This window comes from Paenibacillus sp. FSL H7-0714, from assembly GCF_038003765.1.
In the GTDB taxonomy this organism is placed as follows: Bacteria; Bacillota; Bacilli; order Paenibacillales; family Paenibacillaceae; genus Paenibacillus_AQ.
Genome location: NZ_JBBOPT010000001.1, coordinates 1,269,503 through 1,289,494 on the forward strand (window position 1 = coordinate 1,269,503; position 19,992 = coordinate 1,289,494).

A 19,992-nucleotide genomic window follows, 5' to 3' on the forward strand; every position below is an offset into this window, starting at 1 on the left:
AAGAATCTTAATCACATTATAAAGGGGTATGAATATGGGAAGAGTTCAAGGTAAGGTTGCATTAGTAACTGGAGGCGCTTCAGGTATTGGCTTATCAGCCGCTACTTTAATGGCTAGAGAAGGAGCCAAAGTTGTCATCGCCGATTTTAATGTAGAGGCTGCCAAAGAAGCAGCGGCTAAGATTAAAAGTGAGGGTGGAGAGGCGGAAGGTCTTTTCCTGGATGCATCCCAAGCGGATTCGATCAAGGAAGCTGTTGATTTCACAGTCGCTCAGTATGGCACGATTACAGTCTTATTTAACAATGTAGGTCTAACTAATCTGCAAAAAGACCTAGATGTCGTCAACATAGATTTGGAAGAATGGGATCGCTTGATGAATGTGAACACCAAAAGTGTTCTGTTAGGCAGCCGGTTTGCCATTCCACATATGATTAAAGCGGGCGGGGGTTCGATCATTAACACAGCTTCCATGTCAGCATTTGCTGGAGATTCATTGCGCACGGCTTATGGCTCCTCTAAGGCAGCTGTTGTGAACCTAACTCGTTACATCGCCACGCAATATGGTAAAGATAAGATTCGTTGCAACGGAGTGGCTCCGGGCCTGATATTAACACCTGCGGCTGCAAGAAATATGCCGCCAGCTGTGCTGGATATTTTCCAGAAGTTCAACGCTCTGCCTTACCATGGAGAAGCGGATGATATCGGAAACACAGTGTTGTTCCTGGCATCGGATGAATCTAAATTCATTACTGGTCAAACGATTGAAGTAGAGGGTGGTCACTATATGTCCAACCCGAGCATTACGGACTTCCAGAATTACATGATGGAAGCTAAAGGTAAATAGAATCATGCGTAATTAAAAAATCCGGTCCATGCTCGTGTTAATCGAGAGGGACCGGATTTTTGTTTGTATAAGTGAGTTAGGCTAAGTTAGCTTACCGCTAAAACAGCCTGTATAAAGGTTTTCAGTGCTGAGGATTTTGTGCTATCAATCCATTGCTTCAGCACATCCGTCTGACCATTTACATACCATCCGAGTTTTTCCTTCAGCTCTTGGTCAAAGTTGTTAGGCTGTTTCGTTCGTTCAGCTATGAGCTGTTTAAGCATTTGCGGCCAACGATACCCATTATGACCGAAGCTGTGTTCGGGGTAATGTTCAGCTAGTGTCATTACAGAAGAGAGCGACTCACCAACGTATAATTCTGCCGCCAAATAGCTGCCAATAAAACGATGGCTGCCATCATGCTCTAGAGCCATAGCGAATTGTTCGCGTGCTTCTTCTAGCTTGCCTTGATGCATGAGAGCTGTAGCATTTATCGAGCGGTCATAGTCATCCCCCTTAGTTTGACTCAGCTCAATGTAGCGGGAATAATACTCGTTATATGATTTCCAGTCCGCATGGTCAAAATAGTACTGTGACAACGTGAAGGCATAATTAGAATAAGGATGCAACTGTATGAGCTTTTGGAGTAGCGGAATTGCCTGATCTTCTAATGAGTCATCCTTCGTCAGGGAGGATTTAGCGAGCATCAGCTTCACAAGCATGTGCAGGGCATGAGCATCCTCTGGATCATCTGCAACATTCTTTTGGTAAATTTCTATGGCTTGATCAGGTTTCTTATTTAGCAATAGTCTATCGGCTGTGGTTAATTCTCGTTCCTTGAGATAGAAGAAGGGCAGATTACCAACGGTGTCTTCGTTCAATCTGTAGCCATTACTGCGGGTAAGCAGATGTCCATCCGCATCAAATGCTTCGATATTCCATGAAAATCGTGCTTCAGGATTCATGAACACGAGAAAAGATAGAGGATCAATCGATTCAAAGCCCTCTCCGCCACTGCCGTAGGAGAAACCACTGTTGTAATAGAGTTCATCTACTGGAATAGAGACTTGATTGTCCGTGATATGGTCCCGAATCTGCGAACTGAAGGAGCTCCCCACCATCGAGACCCCACCGCTTAAACGATAGTAAGCCGCACCTTCAACAGCCTTCCAGTGGAAATCTACAGACTGACCCGTTATCGTCTCCTGATTAATAGGAGACTGAAGCTCAAGCAGAGGTTGTAGAACAATGCTCTCATTCAACCTATCATCCGGTTTAACTTCAATCCAATCGTCATACTGTACAGGCCAAGTCCATCCGTCGATCTGATCATAGCTAAGTCCAAGCTGCAATTGATAGAAGCCCGGAATCACACCGTGGAATTCGAAACGCCCTTCATCGTCGGTAACGATTCGGTACGGTTCAGCAGCTGTGATGCTGTGATTAACCTCGCTTTCAGCACGGAGAAAAATACCTGCGCGCGAGATTGGTGTCCCATCGCTTCGGGTTAGGGTTCCAGATACGACAGCTGTTGAGGTACTTCCCATATCTACAGCTGACTGAATGGCGGATATTAGCGCTTCAAGCTGATTTTCGGCTTCTGAAGTGCCAATCGTTGGTGCTGAATTTGATGATGAGCCCGCTGCTTCGCTGTCTGCGGTGTCTTTATCAGAGTTACTAATGACAAGACTCATTTGTTTATGAATATCCTGCCAGTATTTTTTGTAGCTCTCCAAACCATTGGTTACTACGGCAAGGGCTTCCTGCGCTTTGCCTTTCGTGAAGAGCAGGCGCCCGGTAAGCCATGCTTTTTGCGCTTCTAAATCTTTCTGATTCTCGTATGGAAATGTGGTTTGTTCAAGAATAGATTCAGCGGCTGTTGTATCGCCACGATTCAGGGCACGTTCTGCTTGAAGCAGCGCCAGTTCTTTTGCCACGCTAGAATTACTGTCTAACTGTTTCGCGGCGGTGTTTAGTGCTTGATCTCCGTCGTCTCTACGACCAAGAGCATCATATTCGTAGGCAAGCAGCTTAACCGCAAATATACGTGTATTATTCGCTGGCCCATCAAGGATGTATTCCTCTAGCAACGCGATTTTATCCTCTGACAGCAAGTCGGAAATACTCGGTTCATCATGATTCCACTGACTCATAGAGGGGCCAATATTTACGTCGTATCTATAGGGATCGTAGCCGTGCTCCTTATCAATGATATTGGTTTGAATAAGCTCCATACGTTTACTGCCAGTTGTAGACTCTAGCTTTTTCAGAAGTTCTGTACGGGCCAGGTTAGATTGAATAGCTGGGCTTTCCTCCATTTGTGCCTTTGAGGAGGGCAGAAAGTTAAATAGAAGAATGAGCAGGGAGGCAGGGAGTAGCACGAATGACACTAGATGTTTGACTTTGATCTTAATTCGCATGTCTCTTCACCGCCTGATCATAGATATCCTTCCAGTACGTATTGCCTCCAGCCTCAATAAGTTCACGGTTCGGATGCTGCTGGACGTTTTGTTGTGGTTGATGTTTAACCTCTGGTTGATGCAGAGTCAATGATACGACTAGAATAATGGCACCAATCGCGCCTATAGGTTTCACAGGGATCTCGATTTCTTTATTCCAGAAAGCCAAGAGACGGGCTCCAAAGGTTGGAGGGTGGGTCATCTTGAGGACGCGTTCATGTCCTTCGAAGTGTATGGGTTGTAGTTCTTCATCTAGCTGTTGCTTGATAGCTTCGCGTTTCTTATTCTCCGTGTTCCCCGTATTCATAAGAAATGTCCCTCCTTCTCCAACATCTTTTTTAAGAGTGTCCGTCCTCTAACTAACCGGGATTTAATCGTATTCTCCGGTGTATTCACTTGCTCGGAAATTTCACGGATGCTCATCTCATGAAAGTAATATAACGTCAGACATTCGCGGTATACATAATCGAGATTCCTGATGAATTCGGCGAGTCTAACATTATGCCATTCCACCATAAAAAGCTCTTCTGCACCGGCAGTGAAGCCCGCATCATCGCTGGCTTGTAGCTCTGATCCACCCGAGGGGAAAATATTACGCCAGCTCCAAGTCCGTTGCTTCATGCGGCAGCGGTTGACTACGATGCGAATGAGCCAAGCCTTTAACCGTTCCGGATCCTGCAACTGATTCATTTTGGCATAGGCTTGAATAAAAGTATCTTGTACCGCCTCTTCGGCACTCTGTCGATCTTTGAGCAGTAAGCAAGCGGTTCGGAGCAGCATATCGCCGTAATCGTCCATCAATAGGCGGAGAGCTGACTCATCCTTTGCTTTGATTCTCTCTATAATATTCAGATGAAGCTCCCCTCCCTTTACTAATAAGATGCGGCTTGGAGGATTAAGGTTGCGTTATTGTGGAATATTTTTACTGAGGGGGAGTATTTCCCGAGATGATGTCCCGTAATTTATTGATGTTCAGCAGATTTGGGTAAATGATAGTTAGAACAAGCCAAGCCCTCCTTGGCTGATGAAACTTTTTCATTTCAGTATCGTCTATATTTTCAGTTCCATTTTTTTGCAAGCTGGTTTTGAGCTAACCTACTAAGGAGATGACATCATGTCGGTACAGATTAAATTTTTAGCAGCTTCTATTTTGCTCACAGGAATGATTGGATTAGCTGGATGCAGCTCGAACAATGAGCAAGCTAATTCTGCTTCCCCAACTACGGCGCCAACTGAAACGGTAACAGCAACCGCAGAACCAGAAGTTAGCCCATCAACCACTCCTTCGGAAACCGCACCAGCAGCGACCACTTCCCCTACGGAGACTAATAAAGATACAGCCAATGCGAATCCGCAGAATAGCGACAAACAACTTCAAGAATTACTTGAGCTTGCTAAAAAGGGTAAGGTGCCCGGTGTTAAATATGCTGCTCATACCGGACTAATTGATGAGGTAGAAGCCGATTGGGGTAAGCCTGATCAACAAGAGTCAGCGGGAAAAGGTATTTATGCTACCTACACTGATGAACATGTCGTATTCGGATTCAATAAAGGGAGCCTAATCTTCGATGTTCGTTCCAGTGATGCTGCACTGCAAGAGCTAACACTGAAACAGATCGAGTCCACACTGGGCAAGCCGGATGATACCAAAGTAAACGGTGAGGATAAGATCTACACTTATCAAGCCAATGATCAATTCCAGTTGAAATTCATTATTCCAAACTCGACGGGTAAGGTAGGTCACATCTCTGTTTTTAGTGAACAGGATTCCACTAATAATATGGCTGGATAAGACCAGCAATGGGTGCAAGGAGCAATCATGCAGAGAAATCTGTGGATTGCTCTTTTTGTATGTTTATTTTTAATCTGGAGTACGCCTTGGATGGGCTGATATAATGTAACCAATGAGCGGATTCGGGGGAAAGAGAGGTTCTATCATGCAGCTGGAATTAATCGAAAGTGAATATAAAGTGACCGGAGATGGGATAACGATCGAATTATTCCCTAAAGAATTTACGCTTTTTCAGTTCTTGTACAAAAATAGAGGGCGTACGTTCAGTCGAGAACAACTGCTGGATAAGGTATGGCCCCTAGAATACCCAGTAGAGCGAACGGTAGATGATCATATTTATCGCCTTCGTAAAAAGCTAAGCAAGCTACAAGGCTTGGATATTAAGACTGTTCGTGGATTTGGCTATAGTCTAACGATGCGGGAACCCTCAGTAACTATGACCAATCCGACTACATATGACGCAAAGATGCAAGAGACGATGCGGGAGGTATTCGTAAAATATCATCAATACGGCCAAGGACGATCCATGTTAACTTTAGCGCGACAACAGGATGTTTTGGGTTATGAAATGGATCCGTTCTATTCGATCTATATTCATTTTGTGCAGGGAGATTTGGAATGGCTTCTGAACACAGAGGAAGTTGAGATAGAAGAGCGTTTCTATTCTTTGATGATCTGTTATATATTTTTGGGTGATCCGAAGAAGAAATTAGAGTTCTGTGAGCTAGTCCTTGAGAAAAAGATTCTTTTGCCGCCCCAGCATCGTGAAATGGAGATCCTTAATATTCTGGATTTGTACACATTTGCCGGGCAACCGGAAAAAGCAATAGAACGATTAAAGCTAACGCATGAAGTGATTAAAGAGCCTGGGTATGAGAACTTCATTCCTGTAACGGCCATTTCCGAAATGCTCGTACACTTGTGGATGGGGACAAAAGATCAGGAATTGGAGCGGATGGCAAAAGACATTGAAGTGCTTTTGCAGGAGAAACCTTTTTTGCGTGAGATCGGCAGTTATAAAGTTGCAAGAGGCTTGTGGTGTCTACGGCGCAAGTCTTGGCGTGAAGCAGAGCAGTTATTGGATGAGGCGCTTCAGGTGCTAGAGATGTCAGGATTCGTGCCGATGCGGATATATGCGTTATACCGAATTGTTCACTATTGTAACGAGTTTGCTCCCCAGTCAGCTTTGCATCAGAAATATGCAGATTTATTTGAACGTGAGAAGGAAGAGCGGGAATTCCATCGTTTGGAGCAATCCTTGGAAAACGTGCTTATGAATATCGTGACAGCTCTCTGATAATTCTCTGACAATTCTCCGTTACATTAAGATCATGATTCATATGTTCTTGTTCTTAATCGTAACTTGGAGGAATGTCCGATGAATGCTTCATCACAAGCAGGAACGAGTCTGCTAAAAAACAAAGTGTATATGCGTGTGTACAGCGCATATGCGACAGCCACTTTTGGGGATTGGTTCGATGCACTGGCGATTCAAGTACTCGTAGGGTACCGCTGGCAGGCTAGTCCGTTAATGCTGGCTTTGATTCCAGTCTCCATAGCTTTACCTGGGATTCTGCTCGGCTCAGTGGCGGGGGTAGCCGCTGACCGACTAAATAAGCTAAAGCTAATGCGGATGTGTGACCTACTAACGGCATTGTTAACAGTACTAGTTCTTTTCGCTCCCAGTATGGTTTGGCTACTCCCTTTACTGATGTTGCGTGCTGCTATCTCGACGTTAAATGTGCCTGCCCAGCAGTCGATGACCCGCAGTATGGTTAGAGAGGATCAGCTGCTTCAAGCCACTTCACTTAATGGAATCGTAAATCAGGGTTCCAAAATCGCTGGGCCATTGCTGGGTGGTTTTGCATTGTCTGTGTTGACGCCACAGTGGTGTATTTTGATCAATGCTTGTCTTAGAGGATGCTCTTACTTGCTCCTACTTACTGTTAAAAATAGTGAAGCAGGACAAGTCAGCTCAGAGAGCAAGGGGGATCCAGAGGAGCATGTTTCTCTCCGCACGATGTGGAAGGAAGGCTGGAGCTTTATGCTGCGCAGCAGACTGCTGCTAAACAGCATGCTCTTTGGTTTAGTTGGTGCGTTAGCTATTCAGATGATCGATTTTCAGTTTACAAGTCTATTCAGAATTATCGCACCTGCTGAGGAATCTATGCTGGGCTGGCTTGTCGCGGCAACTGGCGTGGGTGCAATATTGATGATCATGGTCATGAACAAAATGAACCGGGGAACAGGCTACGGCTGGAAGCTAGGTACGGGTTATGCACTTATTGGTGTATCGGTCGGAGGGCTTGGCCTGCTTCAGCCAGGCGTGACTAGCCTTCCTGTACTGCTGCTAGGATTCGTACTGGGTCTCGGAAACGGAATGTTTATGATTACCTTCAATTATTGTTTACAAAAAGAAACTCCCCCGCACATGACAGGGCGTGTGTTCGGTATTCAGAGTACCATTCTTAGCGGAGTTATGATTGGCGCTCCACTCCTCGGTGGAATGCTGGTTCAGGCTGCTGGGCCTAGTCGAATCTTTTTAAACTTTGGTATCGTAATCGCTTTGATAGGTGTGCTGGGGATAGTATTTGGCCGCGTGCTGTGGCCTGTGCAGAAAGAGAAAAGTGATAGCTCAACGGAGCAACCGGGTAAGGTTAAAGTGATGGAAACTTGAGGCTGCAGATAGTGAAGGTCAGGCAAACTAGCCAGACTAGAAAGCTTGAGTAGCACGGACTATCTAGCGGGCTTACCTAGCATTTAGTTGCAGAATCTGCAATTAAATGCTGTTCCATCGTTCAAAGCGAACTTTAGTTGTATTTAGTGCAGCTATAATTTGATTTTTTCTCTTTTGGGGTAGAAATGATGGTTTTTAGTTGCAGAAACTACACTTATTTGCTCAGCAGACCTCTTTTTACGCTTAATAGTTGTATAGAGTGCAATTAAGAGACTTTCTAGCTCGCTAGGATCGATTCTTGCCCGTAAGGGCTTTTTTTATGAAGGAGTTCGGATAGAACACGAGAAATGTAAAGGTAGAGGAGGGGAAAGAATGACAACTTTTATTTATATGGTAAGGCATGGAGAGTCACCCAAGCTGCCCGGAGGAACTGAGAGAACACGTGGATTAACAGCGAAGGGGGAGGCGGATGCCCGTAAGATAACGGAGAAATTACGTCTCGAAGGAATTGAAGTCTTTTATTCAAGTCCATATCTTCGGGCTATACATACGGTTTCTGGCTTGGCGCAGGAGTTAGGGGCAGAGATTCAAAGTGTTGAAGATCTTCGGGAAATCCATTTTTCGGATGGAAATATGATCATGCCTGACCAGGAGCTATATCCATTACTGGAAACAATGTTTGCTGATCCAAATTTTGTTCCGGTTGGTGGAGAGTCCATTTATGCGTGTCAGAAGCGATCAGTTAGCGTGCTGCAAGATATACTGAAACAACACAGTGGGCAAAAGGTTGCGATTGGAACTCACGGTGCAGTCATGACGCTTATGATGAATTATTTTGACGCTAAATATGATCTGGATTTTCTACTACAAACCACAAAGCCGGATATTTATAGAATGGAATTCACAGGCGGAACGTTAATGGGTGTGGAGAGGTTGTGAACTCCCAAATTGGGGTAAAGCTGTGATTATTCAAAAGGATGGCCTGGCATTCGCTAGGAACCATCCTTTTGTTTATTTACAAGCTATAAAATCGCTTAGTATTCGCAGTTAGTATCTCTTCTGCTTGGCTGGAAGTGTAGCCATGTAGCGCTCCCCAAGCGGCAGCAACATCTCGAATCATAGATGGATGCGTGACTCTACCCGCAAAAGGTCCTTCAAATGGCCAAGGACCATCGGTCTCCGCCATGACAAGCTCTGGGGGATAGCGGCGGGCAAGCTCTTGGATCTCCGTCTCATAAAGGATGTCAGGGGTGAAAGAGATATAGTATCCATTCTTAATCATACGGGCAATGGCTTCTTCGGGTCCCTTGAACCAGTGGAAGTGGGCACGCTTTATACCATGTTTCTCTAATAGATCACAGGCAATCAGCGCATCCTCATAGACAGCGTGCAGGACCACTGGTTTATCTATACGGGCGGCAAGCTCAAGCAACTGATCAAGAAGCTGAATGTAAGGCTCCATATCAAAAGCTTCGCCGCGCTCCAGTGCTTCAGCACGCGAATAATAAGGCAGTCCAATTTCACCTACAGCGATGAAATCCTCCCGGGCTTGACGCTCGATCCATTCCAGCAAAGAGGATAACTCAGCTTTCTGCGGTATGGGTTGCTCTGGATGAAAACCATAAGCTGGACGTACCACTCCGGGATAGGTAGCGGCAAGCTTTTGAGTGCGAACGCAAGAGTCTAAATTCATGGAGACAGCAATCAGGGCTTCGATCCCCAAGTTAGGAAACTCACTCAACATTTGTTCCGAAATCTCAGGCTCATATTGCTCTAAATGTACATGGGCATCAATCATAGCTGCTTACCCACCACATAAGAGGCATACTCCTCATGAGGCTCAAAACGAATGGATTCAGGTTCCATTCCATCATTCCCTGATTTGTAGGAAAAGGTTAATGTGCCAATACTCTCTAAAAATCCAATATAAACATTGGTTTCAGCTTTCAGCTTGCCTTCTTCTACCATGTAGTAAGTCACAGCACCAATCCCGGCTTTTTCGCCAAGATTGCCATCCTCGCCACGATCCGGATATCGCATAGTAACCATAGATGGAGTTGAACCTTTTACCTGAATTTGAATTAAGGCATCGCCTTTTTCATTGGAGATTTTTGAGGTAACAAATGCTGAGACAGCTTTATCTGCGGAAGGTACATTCATTTCTTTCCACTGGTCAGGCTTAATGACGTGAAGCTCCTGCATAGACATGCCCGTACCTGTTCCTAGCCACAGTATGACAACAACTTCTTCCTGCCCATCCTGATCTATATCGGCATAATGAATCTCAGGAGTGTAACCTAACAATCTTGGTGCTTCCCAATTAAACGTATGCTTGTTACCGTTCACCTCTACAACAAATCCTTCGTAGGTACCGCCATTTTTGAGGGCAGTATACAGCTTAACTTGGTCATTTTCTGTAGCAATCGCGAGAGGTTCGCTGGGTGTTCTTACGGTAGTACTAACATCCCCTGATGTAATGGAAACTTCATTTTGCGAGGCATTCAGCTGCGCAGTGGCACCAGAGAGAGAGTTTAGAGAGTCTGCCGGAATATATATAATACCATTTCGTAGAATTGCAGGTCCCCCCAGCTCATTTTGATAACCGTCACCTTGCATATACTCATTACCTGGCTTCAAAACATATTTACTGCTTCCATCAGAGATGGTTAAGGTTTTCGTAGCATTATCCCATTGTTGTTCAGATGAGTAGTACTCCATGAGTACTTTTGCAGGTACATAGACCTTATCACCTGAGAAAAAAGGTGGGAGAGAAGGAAGAACGGTTTCTCCATCAACGATTAGCTTCAGTGGTGCTTCAGTAGTTTGTGTTTGGTTAATTGCCATTGTTGTATCCATATCTATAGATGCCGATGCTCCGCATCCGGCTAAAAAGAGCGTGATAGCTCCGATTACGATGATTTTATTCATAATTACCTCCGAGGATTAAGTCCAATCCTCTTAAGTATAGATTAAATCAGCGCGTAGTAGGTCACTTTCTGTAAACAAAGCAGAGACAAGGTTGTTACGTTTGCTATTTATTTAAAAATACGGTCCGAGTAACTTGTGATTTAGGGTCTACCGTTAGACTTTTGCTATAGCGGATCTCCCCAATAGAACAACCCGGTCCGATGACAATATCTTCACCGCAGACGAGATCTGCTGTCGTTCGATATAACATGATGCTAGTCCCTTCAATCGTTTTGCAGGTGAGCTTCCGGAAGTAGGGGATTAGCGCATTCATTAGCTTCAAAGATGGCTTAACAGTAATGGTACCGCTAGATTTTATGACATCGATTGTGCTTCTGTTTCCTAAACGTAGCTCAATGGATGATTCAGCAGTTAACCTATGGATCTTCACAGCACCTTCGGCATAGAAGGTTTCGAGTGCAGCATCTTGTGCTGCAGAAAAGTATCCAGACGATTGCAGTCTGTCTGCCTGGATGTGTTGAACACGGAGACCTCCCAGATTGATAACCTGCTCGGCTCTACAATGACCTCCAATCGAACAATCACCAGATACTTTTAACTTAGCGGTAGTGACATTCTTCTGTGCACTTAAATGGCCGACAACATCGATGGTATCCGCACGAACATCTTCTTTGAGGGTCAGTGAACCTCTTACTTTCAGAGGTGGACCGATCATTTCCTGGCGTTCAAAAAGATCATTAGCATTGGACATTTACAGGGGCCGCCTTTCGAAATATATTTTAATGATTAAAATATATAATTATTATAATATATAGTCAATATAGTATTTTGGACATGAAAAAACTGCCGTCAGTTTCCTGACAGGCAGCATATATAACCCAAAAGCTTTTAGTTCATCATTTTATCCATTAGCACATTTATTTGTTCTAAGGTTCCTGAGATTTTATCCAAACCCGAGGTAGGAAAGGCTTCAAAGATATGGAGAATCCGCTGATGCCCTTGTTCTGTAAGGACAATATTGACGACTCTGCGATCCTCCTTCGTCCGCACACGTTCGATAAGACCGGCATCTTCCAACTTATCGCACATCGAGGAAGCGGCTCCTGGTGTAATAATGAATCGTTCGGAGATGTCAGTAATGTTCAAGCTACCTATAAGCCTGAGCTGGAACAGCAGTAGGATCTGATTGTGAGTCAGGGTCTCCTGCTTGGTGATCATATCAATGAAGAACTGGGATTTCTGCTGCACATTTGCCATAGATTCCATAACCTTATGGATAGCATATTGTTTATCTTGCTCTGTGCTCATAGCCACGCTCCAATGTACTTTAGTTCCTAAAATATATAGAAGCTATAATAAGCTTGTCAAGTTAAGGGGTTCTCTCTTTCTTTTTAGTATCTTGTAATAGAATTGGAATTATTGCGTATTAACAGTCGAATTTACTTAGCTAAGTAAAATTTTGCTGGAAAGGAGAGTTTGATTGATGCAAGAGCGCGCATTGCTTCACCCCTTTGTTAAAGAGAAAATCCAACAAAAAACGGATATAGATGCTTTATTCACAACGATTTTTGAAACCTTCTATAAAAGAATATTTAACTATATGGCTTATCGGGTTAGCTCACTCCATACGGCCGAGGATTTGACAAGCTTGGTCTTTGAGAAAACATTAGCTAAGCTTTCGACTTATTCCCAGGAAAAAGCTCCTTTGGAGGTATGGTTGTTTGCCATCGCTAGGAATGTGGTCAATGACCATTACAGAAGTCTGAAGCGGCGCAGTTTCTTCTCGCTGGATGCCGTCAAGGAACTGGTTTCTAGCAGGAAAGATCCGGAAAGCATGATCCTCCAGGGAGAACGCAATGGCAAGCTAATTAAAGCGTTGAACACGCTGAACTCGAGGGAAAGAAATATTGTGGCTCTTAAATTTGGGGCAAACCTGAAGAACATTGAGATCGCACAGGTTACGGGGATCACAGAGAGCAACATTGGTGTGATTCTCTACCGGACTATGAAGAAGCTGAAGACTGAAATAGGGAGCGTGGAGCAACTATGAATAGTAAAGAAATACAGCAGAAGTTCTCTGCGGATTTAGATGAAAGTATAAATGACACTGCGAAAGACATAAACGGTGTCGGGGAGTATAAGGAGCTACTGGAGCTTGGCAGAGCTTTGGCCCATAAAGATTTCAGCGAGGGTTCAGACAAGACAGCCATTCTAAATAAGGCACGGAGAACGTATGCCAGCCAAGAGGAGGGGAAAGGATTGCGTACAAAGCATAGATTAAGACGTCCTGCTGTTGTACTAGCGACTTTGCTTGTAGTAGGTACATTAAGTGTAACTTTTGTGCAACCATCCTTCGCACAGGAGCTGTTATCTAAAGTATTGCAAACGATAAATTTAGGACATATTGTAGCCCATGAAGTAGAATACTCTGCGGATTACAATGTGATTCCGGAAGAATTGAAAGGTAAGATTTTTGATAGCAACGGAAATGTACTTTTGACCCCCGATGCAGCTCAAAAGGCTGGTGATGTTTACAATGCTGACGGGGAAAAAATCATAGGGTTTGAAGATGGTAGGTTGGTTACGCAATCTGAGAGGGATCAAGAGAAACCGGAAATATTGATCGTGAAGGATTCTAGCAAGCTAAATGAATATACCATTTTTGATGTGGGATTGCCGGAGTACTTGCCGGATGGTTATACCTTTGATCACGCTGAGTTTTATAAGGACGATAACGGTGAAGTAACTAACAGTAAATATATCGACCTATATTTTATTAATAAAGCCTCAGATGAGAGGATTACTATGCAGCAGCGGCACGCTGATGAAGAGACGGCTTATGAGATGTCGACGGACGGTACAATAGAAAAAGTGAAAATAAATGGAGTTGACGCTGTATTGTACAATGGCAAAGCTGTAGACTGGGAAGCCAATGGTGTGTTATACGGTGTAACATCCGCTAACTTGGATAAGGATGATTTGATCAAAGTAGCAGAGTCTATCCACTGATCGATTAGATTAAGTAAATGGCAGGTGGCTTATGCTGCTGATTGGAATGCAGTGATACTGGAAGCCCGCATTGTGCGGGCTTTTTGAATCGAAGCTCTCCCTATAGATTCCCGCATTTAATAAGTACATACTTTTTTTAATTCGTTAAAATAAATCGAACGATATCTCTTTGATTTACCAATATATAGTGTAAGACCGAAGGGGGGATTGAGAGGGATGAAACATCCAAATGAATATTCTCAGCTCATTGCGCTTACGCTAGCCGGCAGTCGTGAAGCGTATGGTGAGCTATATGAAGCAACGATCCGGGATGTGTATCAGACCGTTCATTTCCTCGTTCGCGAAACCTCCGATGTGGATGATATCGTTCAGGAGATTTACATTCAGGTGCACCGTTCTCTTGAACAATTTGACGTAAACCGCCCCTTTAAGCCTTGGCTGATGGGAGTGGTCATGCGGCAAATTCATGCCTATCGAAGAAAGAGATGGACGCATCTCCGAATGGTAAAAAAAGTAGAACAAACAGATCTAATGCTGGAGCATGATTTCACGAGTGATGTTGTGGACAGGTTATCTAACCGCCGCCTGCTAGCAAGTGTAGGTCGTCTTCCATTTAAGCTGAAGCAGGTGATTATTCTGCATTATTTAAACGAATATTCACAGGAAGAAAGTGCTGCGATACTGGGTATTCCGCTCGGAACCGTGAAATCCCGTATTCACGCTGCACTGCAGAAGCTTCGTCAGAAGCCAGACAATCATACTCTTTTTAAGGGAAAGGTGGAGGACCTGCATGAATTTCAATGAAGAGTTACGGACAGTTCTGCAGGAAGAGGCGAGAAACATAAGTGCCCCACCGGAACTGAAGGAGCAAATACTAAATCGGACCGTAGCCAAACAAGGGGGAAGACGTATGAAGAAATGGCTCATGGCAAGTATTATGGCGGCTGCACTATTAATTCCTACTGGAGCTTATGCCGGATATCATTATTTGGCAGACAATATGTATGGATCCCCAGCAACTGCTGCTACGATAGGAGTAACCCAGCAACAATATGACAGGCTTGAGGCCAAACTGCAAAACGCGAAGCAAAGCTTTGACGAAGAGGAATTCACAAAGCTGATGTCCTTACTAGAGGAATTGGGATCTTATAATCTGCAAATGGCCGATGCTGAAGGCGTCTTTCACCTAGAACAGTTAGGTGTGAAGGACCAGAAGGCATATAAAGAGTTACAGGCTAAGCTTGAACCATATTTCGAACAAATAAATGAAGCGAAAACATCAAAGAAATCAGTGCAATCCGTAGATCGTGATGCTTTCTGGAATGGCTTGCTTGAAAAAGCTGAACAGAGGCTTACTAAAAAAGAGTTTGAGGAGATCGAACGATTAATCATAGACTTACAAAGCTATGATGCTAAGGTATTTGATGCAGATGGCAGTGTTCATATGGATCGGCTTTCGAAAGAAGAGATTCAAAACCAAGAGAAGTTAATTGAAATGCTAGACCCTTATATTAAAAAGCTGGATATGATGATTAAACCTAGCTCTTAGTTGAATTTAAATGCATGTATTGAATAACTATCGATAGCAATATCATAAGAAAAACCATCAGAAAAGGTCTATTACACCTTGTATTCTGGTGGTTTTTATCTTTTACTAATCTAAAGTCTATACATTGATCACCGAATAATTGCATAATGAAAAGGAATAGAAAAAAAGTATTTGACCACTGGAATAATTAGACATATATTTATTAAAATGCTATTTGCTTATCTATGAATTATGTTGGCGGAAGGTGGCTTTGATCATGAAGCAGATGACCATTCGTGCAGAACTGGCAGACTATCTCAAGAAGCAGGGGATAACGATCAATCAGTTCGCAGAGGTGTCTAAGGTAAATTCAGGCACGATCAGTAATATCATCAATGGGAATCGCCCAATAGCCATGCAACAATTAGATCGGATTACAGAAGGTATGGGATTAGAAGAAGGCTGCTACTATGATTTGTATGTGGATGAGTGTTTTGTTCACTCCAATCCGAATTGGAGACGTCTTCGGCCATTTCTATATCGCTGTGCAGAGCTGGATAAGCTGGAATGTATTGCACGGGTAGTTGGGATTATGATGGATAGCTTATCTTATACGCCTTCGTTATTTGATACTGCAGAAGATTTTTTTACGCTAGGGAAGCACAAAGCAGCAGCGATGTTATATCAGAGTGTGGCTGAGAGTGAGAAGTATCAACATTCAGAGCGGCTGGCCCTTTGCCAATACAGGCTATTCACGATCGCTTTGGGTGAAGATCGGGATGCCAATTTGCGAGCAGCTGTGCAATTTGAAGGATTTGTTAACCGGCTTGATGAGGTGGACCAGCTTGATGCGCTGAAAGATTTGGCGAATACATATAGTGCTTTACGACATTGGGACAAGGTAATGGCAATGGCTAAGGAAATGGGGAATAAAGCAACAATTCAATATCATGCTAAATACGACCGTGCCAGAAAAAGCAGGCTTCAAAAGGAACCTGAAATACCACTATTCTCATATATTCAATACTCTTACATGTTACGTTCAGTAGTTTATAGAGAGCTAGGAGATTATGATAGGGCTTTACATTATGTTAACATGTACATGGATATGAACTGGATTCGGGAAGACACGGAAGAAGCTTTGCAGCTTATGAATCAATGTATGGAGTGGGCACGGGCTAATATTAACTTGCTGCGAATTTTAAAAGGGGATATAACGGTGCTGCCGGAATATGTGGCATATCTTGAACAAAGAGAGGAAGAGATCCTCTCAGGTCTGTTCAAAATCCTTCAAGCAGCTAATTATTACCAATTTAACGTGGATGATATTCTTCTGCAGTTTGAGGGAAAAATATCAGATTGTAGAGATCGTCATCAGCTAGACATTAGATCCTATAATCAACAAATCTTCGAAGATAGATATACCAACTTGATGGCTGAGATAGCGTTTTATTATATAAGAAGAAATAAATATGAGATTAGTATAAAGTATATAATGGAAAGTTTAGAATATTCAGTAAAAATAAATAGCGAATCATGTATTATAAAATGTGTTGGAATGTTCGAAGAGCTTCGTCATACGGTATCTTTAGAAACGCAAAAAGAATACCGAAACCTAATTAGTAAGGTGCAGCGAATCAACGAAAAGAAAAATGGCTTTGTTGTTAGCAGTGCATAGTAACGTAATTATTACCTTCCTTCTAGTATTTATTAGAATCATTTCTTTATAGTACTGCACTTATTTGTAAAATATAGAATTTGACATATACCTCTAGTATATTAATTTGAGGAGGTAGTGTAATGAATAATCCAGAAATTATCCAAAAGAGAATAGAGGGTGCTAGAGCCAAACTTTATTTAATGGAAAGGGAATACGGTGGATTGTTACATCCAAATGTGATCAGACAGTCGATGAGGTTGGATGAATTAATCAATCAGTACAATAAAGCAATACATAGTGATAATGAGAGTTGAAACAAGAAACTGATCGTATAATTTTCTCTCTATTCAAAAGATAAGACCTACATAATGTTATTACATTTCTGTATAAAACATAAAGCCAGCGCTATGCGTGGGCTTTTTTTGTTTGTATGTTCCTAAAAAATAATCTAACTCCCAGCTTGTCATGCCCGTCTGCATATTGCGGCCAAGTCCCTCATAGACATGTACTAATCAATGCATTCAAAACAGGTTAAGGGGATGATGTCATGCGCCGGACAATATGGGTACTCGCGATCATTATGAGCGTGGCCCTGGTGATGACGGGGTGCGGGAAGAAGGATGCCGCTTCCGTGGTCAAGGATTTGAACAATGTGGCCGACAAGTTGGAGAGTAAGCAGGGAACGTACCAAGCTTCAGGCATTATGACCCTATTCACCGGCGAGCAGCCGCAGGAGTATAAGGTAGAGGTATGGTACAAGAACCCTTCTTATTACCGGATCAGCTTGGCGAATGTACAGAAGGATATTACGCAGATCGTGCTTCGTAATGATGAGGGAGTGTTCGTACTTACACCAAGTATGAATAAGAGCTTCCGCTTCCAGAGTGATTGGCCGGACAATCAAGGTCAGGTTTATTTGTATCAGACACTAGTTCGGGGCATCGTCTCAGATAACAATCGTCAATTTGTGGAAGATGGAGATAACTATGTGTTTGAGGTAGCTGCGAATTATCAGAGCAATGCCCTTGTGCGGCAGAAGATTTGGCTGGATAAAAAGACTTATGAGCCTAAACAGGTTCAAGTCTCTGATTCTGAAGCCAAGGTAGTTGTAGACGTGAAGTTTGACACCTTTAAATTCGATACAGATTTCACTAAGGATTCCTTTGATATGCAAAAGAATATGACTACAGGTGCTGCTTCAGAAAGTACAGTAGCTCAGGTTGACGAAAATGGAAATCCGGTTGTAGTTCCTGAGGGTCAGGAGCAAGAGGGGCAACCTGTCGCTGCTGAGCTGGGTGACTTTGGTATTATCGAACCGGGGTACGTTCCGGCAGGTGTCGAGTTGAAGGACTCCCATAAAATGGAGGGGAACAAGGATCATGCTGTTCTCATCCGGTATGATGGGGTTTATCAATACACCATTATGGAAGCCCGTCCATTGGACCGTGCAGTAGCATTGGCTCCTGGAACGCTGATAGATCTTGGTTTTACCGCAGGACTTCTGAGTGGTGATGAGCAGCAGACTTTGACTTGGATGTCTGAGGGTATAGAGTATCGAATTACAAGTGCTAATCTTCCTGTTAACGAAATGATGCAAATTGCCGCTTCTATGGAGGCACAATCGGGTAAATAATATAAAGTAGGCGGATACTGCGTTTTGTGGGATTCTTTCCTCTACAACGTAGTATCCGCCTTTCTATATTTGCCAGCGCTCCAGCCGCTTTGAACTGAATCGAAAAGATAACTGAGCTCACATTGACAGCCACCTTCCGTAGCATTACCATGAGTACTAAGACAATGATCATTACAGCTATGACGTTTTACTACAACGTAAGAAGGTGACTTTGAAGTGCAAGCAAGCTATCGACCGACAGTAGCCGAAATTAATCTGGATGAATTGCGTGCCAATTACGAAGCCTTTCGCCGCTACTTGCCGGCAGAGACAAAGTTTATGGGATGCGTCAAAGGAAATGCGTACGGCCATGGAGCAGTGGAAGTGACACGGGAACTGGAAAGACTCGGAGCAGATTATGTTAGTGTGGCTTTTTTGGATGAAGCATTGGAGCTGCGTCAGGCGGGAATACTGATTCCTATACTGGTGCTTGGCTACACTTCTCCTGAAGGAATAGCCATTGCCTGGGAGAACCATGTAACTGTAACACTGTTCACACCGGAAGTATTAGAGGCTGTTAGACAGCTTCCTATAGATCCGGAACATCGGCTGAAGGTGCATATCAAGATTGATAGCGGGATGGGGCGACTGGGTCTTTTACCAGATGACGCACCCGCATTTATCTCTGAAGTGCAGTCTGTTGCGCAGGCGGAGCTGGAGGGTATGTTTACCCATTTTGCCAAGGCAGACGAACTAGACAAAAGCTATACACTGGAACAGCATCGACGGTTCATGAGCGTGGCGGAAACGCTGCGGGAGCAGAACATTCAGATCCCGATCATACATACGGGCAATAGCGCTACGGCCATTGATTCACCTTATTTATCCAGCAACATGGTGCGGGTAGGCATCAGCTTGTACGGATTTTATCCCTCAACTGAGGTAAACCGTCAGCTGGTAGAACTACATCCGGTAATGACGCTGAAGACGCAGGTTGTATATGTGAAGAGCCTGCCTTCTCATTGGGGCGTCAGCTACGGCACTCGGTACTTCACAGACAGCGAGGAGATTATCGCAACGTTACCTGTGGGGTACGCAGATGGATATTCCCGCATGCTAACTGGCAAAGCGGAGGTGTTAATACGTGGACGCCGCGTTCCTGTCGTCGGAACAATCTGCATGGATCAGTGTATGGTATCACTCAAATCTTTCGCTGAAGAAGCGGAACAAATTAAAGCAGGCGAAGAAGTTGTACTCATCGGCCGTCAAGCTGACGTGATGGTCACGGCAGACGAGTTGGCTCTCCATCTTGGAACGATTCACTACGAGGTAATTTGCATGCTGGCTCATCGGGTGCCGCGCGTTTATATCCGTGAAGGCACACTTCCTAAATTAGTAAATGCTCTGTTACAATCTTAAAGTTCTTGACAGTGATGTTATTCAAGGGAGAAAATAGAAGGAATTGTATCGTTTTAGGAGATATGACTAAAAGCCTATACGAACC

At 43.7% G+C, this 19,992-nt stretch carries 20 protein-coding genes; 13 read left to right on the forward strand and 7 right to left on the reverse strand.

Translation table 11 applies throughout. From position 1 onward, the window contains the following. The first annotated feature begins 34 nt into the window (after positions 1-34). Positions 35-844: an SDR family NAD(P)-dependent oxidoreductase gene (locus NST34_RS05580; RefSeq protein WP_042185448.1), complete on the forward strand. Its 810-nt coding sequence runs from the start codon at positions 35-37 to the stop codon at positions 842-844. An 86-nt stretch (positions 845-930) separates the two neighbouring features. Here the strand turns inward: NST34_RS05580 and NST34_RS05585 are convergent, their stop codons facing one another. The 3 genes from NST34_RS05585 to NST34_RS05595 are packed head-to-tail and all read right to left on the reverse strand — an operon-like array spanning position 931 to position 4,083. Further along, positions 931-3,243, reverse strand: coding sequence for a hypothetical protein (locus NST34_RS05585; protein WP_341127333.1), 2,313 nt, complete (start codon positions 3,241-3,243; stop codon positions 931-933). Continuing rightward, positions 3,233-3,589, reverse strand: coding sequence for a hypothetical protein (locus NST34_RS05590; protein WP_076284011.1), 357 nt, complete (start codon positions 3,587-3,589; stop codon positions 3,233-3,235). Before NST34_RS05590 ends, NST34_RS05585 begins: the two co-directional genes overlap by 11 nt. Then, positions 3,586-4,083, reverse strand: a complete 498-nt coding sequence (locus NST34_RS05595) for a sigma-70 family RNA polymerase sigma factor (protein ID WP_256721600.1) — start codon at positions 4,081-4,083, stop codon at positions 3,586-3,588. Before NST34_RS05595 ends, NST34_RS05590 begins: the two co-directional genes overlap by 4 nt. Positions 4,084-4,393: 310 nt before the next feature. Between NST34_RS05595 and NST34_RS05600 the strand changes: the two genes are divergently transcribed. The 4 genes from NST34_RS05600 (at position 4,394) to NST34_RS05615 (ending at position 8,690) form a co-directional block, all read left to right on the forward strand. Then, positions 4,394-5,074 carry a YjgB family protein gene (locus NST34_RS05600; protein ID WP_371915723.1) on the forward strand — a complete coding sequence of 227 codons (681 nt, stop codon included), beginning with the start codon at positions 4,394-4,396 and terminating at the stop codon, positions 5,072-5,074. 145 nt (positions 5,075-5,219) lie between these two features. Further along, positions 5,220-6,371 (forward strand): winged helix-turn-helix domain-containing protein, encoded by a 1,152-nt coding sequence (locus tag NST34_RS05605; protein WP_341127334.1) that lies wholly within the window; start codon positions 5,220-5,222, stop codon positions 6,369-6,371. Between the two features lie 81 nt (positions 6,372-6,452). After that, positions 6,453-7,751 carry an MFS transporter gene (locus NST34_RS05610; RefSeq protein WP_341127335.1) on the forward strand — a complete coding sequence of 433 codons (1,299 nt, stop codon included), beginning with the start codon at positions 6,453-6,455 and terminating at the stop codon, positions 7,749-7,751. A gap of 372 nt (positions 7,752-8,123) precedes the next feature. Next, positions 8,124-8,690 (forward strand): histidine phosphatase family protein, encoded by a 567-nt coding sequence (locus tag NST34_RS05615; protein WP_076284016.1) that lies wholly within the window; start codon positions 8,124-8,126, stop codon positions 8,688-8,690. 76 nt (positions 8,691-8,766) lie between these two features. On the opposite strand, the gene NST34_RS05620 is transcribed toward NST34_RS05615, so the two are convergent. The 4 genes from NST34_RS05620 to NST34_RS05635 all read right to left on the reverse strand — a co-directional run bounded on the left by NST34_RS05620 (position 8,767) and on the right by NST34_RS05635 (position 11,987). Beyond that, positions 8,767-9,549 carry a TatD family hydrolase gene (locus NST34_RS05620; RefSeq protein ID WP_341127336.1) on the reverse strand — a complete coding sequence of 261 codons (783 nt, stop codon included), beginning with the start codon at positions 9,547-9,549 and terminating at the stop codon, positions 8,767-8,769. Further along, a complete protein-coding gene (locus NST34_RS05625) occupies positions 9,546-10,679 on the reverse strand; it encodes a copper amine oxidase N-terminal domain-containing protein (RefSeq protein ID WP_076284018.1) in 1,134 nt (377 codons plus the stop codon). The genes NST34_RS05620 and NST34_RS05625 overlap by 4 nt, the downstream gene beginning before the upstream one ends. A gap of 103 nt (positions 10,680-10,782) precedes the next feature. Further along, positions 10,783-11,430 (reverse strand): hypothetical protein, encoded by a 648-nt coding sequence (locus NST34_RS05630; protein ID WP_076284019.1) that lies wholly within the window; start codon positions 11,428-11,430, stop codon positions 10,783-10,785. 137 nt (positions 11,431-11,567) lie between these two features. Next, a complete protein-coding gene (locus NST34_RS05635) occupies positions 11,568-11,987 on the reverse strand; it encodes a MarR family winged helix-turn-helix transcriptional regulator (protein ID WP_076298390.1) in 420 nt (139 codons plus the stop codon). Positions 11,988-12,162: 175 nt separating this feature from the next. Between NST34_RS05635 and NST34_RS05640 the strand changes: the two genes are divergently transcribed. From NST34_RS05640 to alr, 8 genes are all read left to right on the forward strand, one after another. Beyond that, a complete protein-coding gene (locus NST34_RS05640; RefSeq protein ID WP_149645252.1) occupies positions 12,163-12,729 on the forward strand; it encodes a sigma-70 family RNA polymerase sigma factor in 567 nt (188 codons plus the stop codon). Beyond that, positions 12,726-13,688 carry a DUF4367 domain-containing protein gene (locus tag NST34_RS05645; protein WP_149645233.1) on the forward strand — a complete coding sequence of 321 codons (963 nt, stop codon included), beginning with the start codon at positions 12,726-12,728 and terminating at the stop codon, positions 13,686-13,688. The genes NST34_RS05640 and NST34_RS05645 overlap by 4 nt, the downstream gene beginning before the upstream one ends. A 216-nt stretch (positions 13,689-13,904) precedes the next feature. Continuing rightward, a complete protein-coding gene (locus NST34_RS05650) occupies positions 13,905-14,492 on the forward strand; it encodes a sigma-70 family RNA polymerase sigma factor (protein ID WP_341127337.1) in 588 nt (195 codons plus the stop codon). Next, positions 14,479-15,237 (forward strand): DUF3600 domain-containing protein, encoded by a 759-nt coding sequence (locus NST34_RS05655; RefSeq protein ID WP_341127338.1) that lies wholly within the window; start codon positions 14,479-14,481, stop codon positions 15,235-15,237. The genes NST34_RS05650 and NST34_RS05655 overlap by 14 nt, the downstream gene beginning before the upstream one ends. 256 nt (positions 15,238-15,493) lie before the next feature. Further along, on the forward strand, positions 15,494-16,894 hold the full coding sequence (locus NST34_RS05660; protein ID WP_076298387.1) for a helix-turn-helix domain-containing protein: 1,401 nt from the start codon (positions 15,494-15,496) through the stop codon (positions 16,892-16,894). A 122-nt stretch (positions 16,895-17,016) separates the two neighbouring features. Then, positions 17,017-17,190 (forward strand): aspartyl-phosphate phosphatase Spo0E family protein, encoded by a 174-nt coding sequence (locus NST34_RS05665; protein ID WP_076284026.1) that lies wholly within the window; start codon positions 17,017-17,019, stop codon positions 17,188-17,190. A gap of 233 nt (positions 17,191-17,423) precedes the next feature. Next, positions 17,424-18,509: a LolA family protein gene (locus NST34_RS05670; RefSeq protein WP_094872533.1), complete on the forward strand. Its 1,086-nt coding sequence runs from the start codon at positions 17,424-17,426 to the stop codon at positions 18,507-18,509. Positions 18,510-18,725: 216 nt separating this feature from the next. Then, positions 18,726-19,907: an alanine racemase gene (gene alr / locus NST34_RS05675; RefSeq protein WP_076284028.1), complete on the forward strand. Its 1,182-nt coding sequence runs from the start codon at positions 18,726-18,728 to the stop codon at positions 19,905-19,907. The last annotated feature ends 85 nt before the right edge of the window (positions 19,908-19,992 follow it).